Annotated in this window: 5 protein-coding genes; 2 read left to right on the forward strand and 3 right to left on the reverse strand. The window is 71.2% G+C overall.

Translation table 11 applies throughout. The features are described from left to right. Window positions 1-1,235, reverse strand: a 1,235-nt coding sequence (locus AOK17_RS45455) for an MFS transporter (RefSeq protein WP_055618517.1), incomplete at its 3' end; no start/stop codon positions are given. Window positions 1,236-1,322: 87 nt separating this feature from the next. On the opposite strand from AOK17_RS45455, the gene AOK17_RS45460 reads away from it, so the two are divergent. After that, a complete protein-coding gene (locus AOK17_RS45460; protein ID WP_055618518.1) occupies window positions 1,323-2,306 on the forward strand; it encodes an ArsR/SmtB family transcription factor in 984 nt (327 codons plus the stop codon). Window positions 2,307-2,428: 122 nt separating this feature from the next. After that, entirely contained in the window at window positions 2,429-3,442 is a 1,014-nt protein-coding gene (locus AOK17_RS45465; protein WP_055618519.1) for a glycoside hydrolase family 6 protein, read from the forward strand. A 66-nt stretch (window positions 3,443-3,508) separates the two neighbouring features. Here AOK17_RS45465 and glxA read toward each other — a convergent pair whose 3' ends face one another. Both glxA and AOK17_RS45475 read right to left on the reverse strand, forming a co-directional pair. Continuing rightward, window positions 3,509-5,464 (reverse strand): radical copper oxidase GlxA, encoded by a 1,956-nt coding sequence (gene glxA / locus AOK17_RS45470; RefSeq protein ID WP_055618520.1) that lies wholly within the window; start codon window positions 5,462-5,464, stop codon window positions 3,509-3,511. 3 nt (window positions 5,465-5,467) lie between these two features. Continuing rightward, window positions 5,468-6,490 (reverse strand): glycosyltransferase family 2 protein (locus AOK17_RS45475; RefSeq protein ID WP_281198689.1); only part of this gene is annotated, 1,023 nt, incomplete at its 5' end.

Consider the following 6,490-nt stretch of genomic DNA (forward strand, 5'->3'; position numbering starts at 1 on the left):
TCCCGGGCCCCTCCCGTGCGCCGTACCTCCGCCGCCAGGAGCACGCAGCACACGGTCCCCACCACGCCGACGCCGCCCACGACCGTGCTGACCGCCCAGAACTCGGCAGCCGCACCGGCGAGCGCCATGCCCACGCCCTGGATCGTCATCAGCCCGGCGGTGTGCACGGTCATGGCCCGTCCGCGCAGCTCCTCGGGCACGGCGTCCACGAACCAGCGGTCGAGCCCGAGGGTGTACGCGCCCGCCGACCCGGCGAGCACCAGCACGAGCAGGATCCAGCCGAGGCCCGGGTGGAAGGGGTAGAGGAGGAGCGGCAGCAGTCCGGCGCCGGCCAGGGGCAGCACGATCCGGGAGCGGGCCGCGGGAGACAGGGCGGCGCCGGCGTACAGCTCCCCCGCGATCGTCCCGACCGGCATCGCGCACATCAGCAGCCCGATCCAGACCGTGCCGACCCCGGCCTCGTCCGCGTACGCGGCGGCCAGTGCCTCGGGCGCCACGACGAACATCGGCGGCACCCACAGGAGCAGCAGCAGCGCCCGGATCCGGCGGTCGGCGAGGACCTGCCGGGCGCCGGAGAGCGAGTACCGCACCAGGGCCCCGCCCCCGGCCCGGGCCGGCCGGCGCCGGGTGCCCAGCCGCAGAAGCAGCGCCGAGGCGAGGAAGGTGCCCAGCGTGACGGCCAGTGCCCCGCGCGGCGACACGACGGTGAGCAGGACACCGCCGAGCCCGAAGCCCACGAGTACCGCGCTCTGCGACACGATCCGCAGCAGGGAACGCCCGAGCACGAACAGGTCGCCGTCGCCGAGGATGTCGGTCAGCGTGGCCATCCGTGTGCCACTGAACACCGGTGACACGGCCGCGATGACGCACCGCAGCACGAGCAGCGCGGCGACGGGTGTGGCCGGCAGGGCCATCAGCGCCGCACATCCGGCGCACACCAGGTCGCAGACGACGAGCACCCGCCGCGGCGGGAACCGGTCGGCCACCCCGGACAGCAGCGTGCCGCCCACGAGATAGGGGAGGAAGCCCAGCGCGAACACCAGGGCGCTGAGCAGCGGCGATCCCGTCAGCCCGTACACGAGCACGGTCAGCGCGATCTCGCTGACGACGACGCCGAGCAGCGAGAGGGCGTGTGCGAGGAACACGGCACGGAACTCGCGTACGGCGAAGACGGGACCGTAACCGGTCTTCTCGGGTGCGGGCAGCGTCGTGGCGCCCCTGTTCTCTTCCGGCATGTCCCGCAGCGTGCCCGCGCACGGGTCGACCGCCGTAGAGTTTCGGTGTCAGCCGAATCTTCGGGACCGACCACGGTGGGAGGGTCCGTGCCGTTCCATCTGCGCTTCGGCGAGGACGACCTCCTCCGGTGCCGCTTCGCGGTGTCCCCTCTGTGGGAGACCCAGGAGGCGGTCCGTACCCTCAACCGCCCCGAGCGGCACGGGTATCACGCGCACTGGCTCCGTCGTACGCGTTCGGCCGCGGCGGAGCTCGACCTCACACTCCTGTGGCTGCTGATGCCCCAGCGCGGGCACACCCCGGACTGGCTGGGGCCTCCGCCGCTCGGCCCCTCGGCCACGTTCGACGAGGAGATCGCGGCGGTTCGCGGTGCCGATCCCGAGGCGGCCCGCGAGGACACCGCGCTGGCGCTCGCGGACACCCCGGGCGCCCTCGAATCCCCGCGCGGGCGTGCCCTGCTGGCCGACCCGGTCCGCATGATCCAGGAGCTGACCGACCTGCTGGCGGCGGCCTGGCGCGCCCTCGTCGAGCCCGACTGGCCACGGCTGCGCGCCCTCCTGGAGGCCGACGTGGTCTTCCACTCGCGCCGCCTGGCCGAGGTGGGCCTGGGCGGGCTGCTGTCCGAGCTGGACCGGCGGTTCGCCTGGGACGCCGGCACGCTCACGATCGACGTGAAGGGCGAGCACGTACGCGAACTCGGCGGCCAGGGGCTGGTGTTGATGCCCAGCGTCTTCTCCTGGCCGGATGTGGTGAGTGGCTTCGAACCGCCCTGGCAGCCGACGCTGGTCTACCCGGCGCGCGGCATCGGGGGCCTGTGGGCCGAGCCGTCCGACCGCACGCCCGAGGCGCTCGTACGGGTCCTCGGCCGCGGCCGGGCCACCGTCCTGGCCGCGCTCGACGACCCCGCCACCACGACGGTCCTCGCGCACCGCCTCGGCCTCGCGCCCTCGTCGGTGTCGGCGCACCTGTCGGCGCTGCGCGACGCGGGCCTGCTCGTCTCGCGCCGGTACGGACACCAGGTGCTGTACGAGAGGACGCCGCTGGGCATCGCGCTGGCGTCGGGCGGCGCCTGACGCCTCGACACAAGCCTTACAGGGGGCGGCGGCCCACGGTGTCGCACCCCTGCCGGTCAAGTCCGTTATGTCACGATAGTCGGACATCGTCACTGACCGTCACCTTCGCCCAAGGGGGCAGGATGTTCCGGCAGACCCGTACCCGTACCCTCGCGGCGCTCGCCGTGCTCGGACTCGCGGCGGGCTGCTCGTCCGCGCCCGACGCCGACACGACCACCACCGCCCGTGAGACGTACCCGCGGACGAGCCCGGCCGCCGGTTCCCCCTTCTGGGTCGACCCGGCGAGCCCCGCGGCCCAGCAGGTGCAGCGGTGGGAACAGCAGGGGCGCGAGCGCGACGCCCGGCTCCTGAAGCTCATCGCGGACCGGCCCGCCGCGATCTGGCCCTCCGCCGAGCGACCCGAGCCGAAGATCAGGGAGGCGACCGCGGCGGCGGCCCGGGAGGGGCGTACCGCGGTCTTCGTCGCGTACGACATCCCGCACCGCGACTGCGGACAGCACTCGGCGGGCGGGGCGTACGGCGCGGACGCCTACCGGGACTGGATCGACCGGTTCGCGCGGGCCGTCGGCGACAGCGAGGCCCTGGTCGTGCTGGAGCCGGACGCGGTCGCGCACATCGTGGACGGCTGCACCCCGGGCGAGTACCACGCCGAGCGCGAGCAGATGCTCTCCGAGGCGATCGTGCGGCTGAAGCGGCAGCCGCGGACGAAGGTGTACCTCGACGCGGGCAACCCGGCCTGGATCCGGGAGTCCTGGAAGCTGGTCGAGCCGCTCAGGCGCGCGGGCGTCGCGAACGCCGACGGCTTCGCCCTGAACGTCTCCAACTTCCAGACGGACGAGACGACGAAGGAGTACGGCCGCCGGCTCTCGGAGGACCTCGGCGGCAAGCACTTCGTCGTGGACACCAGCCGCAACGGCAACGGCCCGCTGGACGGCGACCCCTCCCAGGCCTGGTGCAACCCGCCGGGCCGGGCACTGGGCACCCCGCCCACCAAGGAAACCGGCGACCCGCTCGTGGACGCCTACCTGTGGATCAAGCGGCCAGGGGAGTCCGACGGACAGTGCCGCGGGGGTCCGTCGGCGGGCCAGTGGTGGGCGGACTACGCACTGGGGCTGGCCCGCAACTCCAGCTCGTAGCAGGCGACTTCACCTTTCCGCCCGCTCCACCTGACCTGGGCCCGTTTCACCTGCCCTGGACCCGCTTCACTTGACCTGGACCCACTTCGCCTCGGACGACGTCCCGTCCGTGTCCGTCACGAACAGCATGTACCAGCCGGGCGGCACCAGCGTCCGGTCCTTCGGTACGTCCACGGTGACCGAGTCCTTCGTCTTCGTGAGCCCGAGCGCGATGGACCGCTGCTCGACGTCCGTCGTGTGGGTGACCGCGCTGGGCCGCATCAGACGGGCGTTCACGATCCGGTCCGGATGCCGGGTCGCGAAGGTCGCACGGCCCTCGCCGTCCACCTCCTGCGGACCGTCGCCCAGTACGGGACGGGTCTTGGCGTTCTTGTGCAGGGTCGGCGGGGTGTAGATCTCCATGCGCTGCTCGAAGTGGCCGAGCTTGGTGTTCTGCTGGTCGTCGAAGAGCGGGTCGGAGCCGAACGTGGCGACCCGGCCGTCGGGCAGCAGCAGCGCCTCCGAGTGGTAGTTGCGGCCGACCCTGGGCGAGGCGGCCGAACGGAACGAGTTGGACTTGGGGTCGTAGAACTGCGCCTTGAGGATGTTGCTGGCGCTGCGCCCGCGGTAGTCCGAGGAGCCGTTGGACGTGAACACCGAGTCGTCCGGCATGATCACGCTGTTCAGGTAGCGGGTGCCCTGCGGCAGGTCGGGGCCGTCCTCGAAGACGGGGTTGTCCTTCTTGAGGTCGATGACCGCCGTGCGCGAGGTCGCCTTCTTGGACTCGCCGACGCCTCCGCCGCCGAGGATCATCACCTTCTGGTCCTGGGCCGGGGGCAGCAGCAGGGACGCCGACGTCTCCGTCTGGTCGGTGTCGCTCAGCCCCGGCACCTTCTCGAACTTGTTGGTCTTCAGGTCCCACAGACCGGGTTCGCGCCCCATGGTGGCGGGCCCGTAACCGGCGTTCGAGGCCGGGTAGAAGAGCTTGCCGCCCTTGGTGAGGAAGAGGGCGGGATAGGTCGGGAAGTAGTGCTTGGGGCCCGGGGTCCACTTCTTGGTCTTCGGGTCGTAGATCTCGTTGTCGCCCGGGTCGATCACCCCGACGTCGTCGAGCCCGGAGACCGCGAGCACCCGCCCGTCCTCCAGACCGACCAGCGTCGGATACCAGCGGGCCTTGCCCATCGGCGCGACGGGCACGTACTTCTCCGCCGTCGGGTCGAACTCGTACGCGGCCTTGATCCCCTGGAAGTCCTGCTTGTCCATGGTGATCTTCTCGGAGAGGCCGTACGTGTTGGCCGCCTCCTTGCCCTTCAGGCCGAGGATCTCGTACTGGGCCTGCTTGTCCGTGACCGACCGCGGCCCCTGCTTGGTGGCCTCGACGAAGACCCGGGCCTCGCTCGCGGTGACCTTCGTCTTCCAGGGCTGCATCACACCGGCCCTGTTGTACGTGATCTCCTGAGTGCGCTTGGCCTTGGGGACGGTGACGTCGAACCTGCTGACGTACTCCACCCCGGTCGGCGAGCGGAACCGGGTGCCCTTCTTGAGGACGACCGGCTTGTCGGGGTTCTCGTTCTTCACGCGCATACCGCCGCCGGCCCGGTCGACCTCGCCGTCGAGCAGCTCGTAGCGGGCCGTGCCGCCGGCCACCAGCATTCTGCCGCTGGGGAGTTGGGCGTGCCCGGCGCAGAAGAAGTCGTCCGGGGTGGGGATCTTCTTGAAGGTGTCGGTCCTCGGGTCCCACAGGACGGTATCGAAAGAGCCCTTGTCGAACTTCTTCTGCTCGTTGCCGGAGCCCGCGACGATCAGCACCTTGCCGGTGTGCAGGAGCGCCGCGTGGATGGCGTTGGTGCGGAACTCCCTGGGAATGTCCAGGTGCTTCCAGGAGCCGTACTTCGCCTTGTAGCCGGGCTGGGCGATCTTGTACTCGTAGTACTGCTCCGAGGCGAAGCCGATCGCGGCCGGGGCGTTGAGTCCGGCGAGCAGCGCTACGCCGCCTATGCCGAGCAGCCTCTTCTGGGTTTTCTTCGAAGGGCGGTAGGCCATGGCCTAGTTACCTCCTGTCGTACCGCTGGAGACCGTCCCGCTGGGGAGCGAGCCACTGGGAACCGTGGCGCCGGCGCTGAAGACCGGCGCGGGTGCCGGCTCGCCGTCCGGGACCCTGGCGACGGCGGGGGTGGCGACGCGCTGCCGGGCCCGGCGTGCCTGGTACCGGGTGCCGAGCCACACGCCGACCGGGGCGAGGGAGATGGCCAGGGCGAGGACGGCCCAGGTGCGCATGGCCGCGTGCGTGTGCCCGAGGACGAACGACGCCACCAGCGATGCCGTCAGGACGGCCGCCCAGAAAAGGTGGATCCGGAACGTCAGCACCCGGTCGGGGCTGGCACCGCCGCCCTTCGGGGTGACCACGAAACGGCTGGGGCGGCGGACCACGGCCGCGCCGAGCGACTTGAGGTAGATCGGCGCGGAGAGGGCCGACATCGCCATACCGGCGAGGCCGCCCGAGCCTTCCGGTTCGTGCGGGGAGACGTTGTGCCGCCGGTTCCAGAGATAGAGGCCGATCTGGAGGGCGGCGGCGTCGCTGTAGAGCATCAGCCACATGGACGCGGCGACCTGCGTGCCGGACGCGCCGAACCACAGGAACAGCACGCAACTGAGGATGCCCAGCAGCCAGTTGACGGCCGTCATCGGGTAGTAGACGAGCATCATCGTGTACGAGAACAGCCGGCCGGGCGGCATCGTGAAGGGTGCCTTCCAGTACTGCTTGAACAGCGTCTCGTACGTGCCGCGCGACCAGCGCATCTGCTGGGTGAAGAAGTCGGTCCAGGACTCGGGGCCCTCCCCCACGGCCAGCACGTCGGGTGTGTAGACCGACTGCCAGTGGTGACCGGTCCTCGGGTTCTTGTGCCGGTGCAGCTCGAACCCGGTGGCCATGTCCTCGGTGATGGAGTCGTACAGCCCGCCGACCTGCCGGACGGCCGCGATCCGTACGACGTTGTTGGTGCCGACGAACATGGGGGCGCGGTAGCGGTTGCCGGCCCGCTGGATCAGCGCGTGGAACAGGAACTGCTG

This window comes from Streptomyces phaeochromogenes, assembly GCF_001418655.1.
GTDB lineage: Bacteria > Actinomycetota > Actinomycetes > Streptomycetales > Streptomycetaceae > Streptomyces > Streptomyces phaeochromogenes.

Excerpts from the sequence above, each read along its gene's own strand:
- glxA (WP_055618520.1), bottom strand. The coding sequence starts at position 5,464 with ATGGCCTACCGCCCTTCGAAGAAAACCCAGAAGAGGCTGCTCGGCATA.
- AOK17_RS45465 (WP_055618519.1), top strand. The coding sequence starts at position 2,429 with ATGTTCCGGCAGACCCGTACCCGTACCCTCGCGGCGCTCGCCGTGCTC.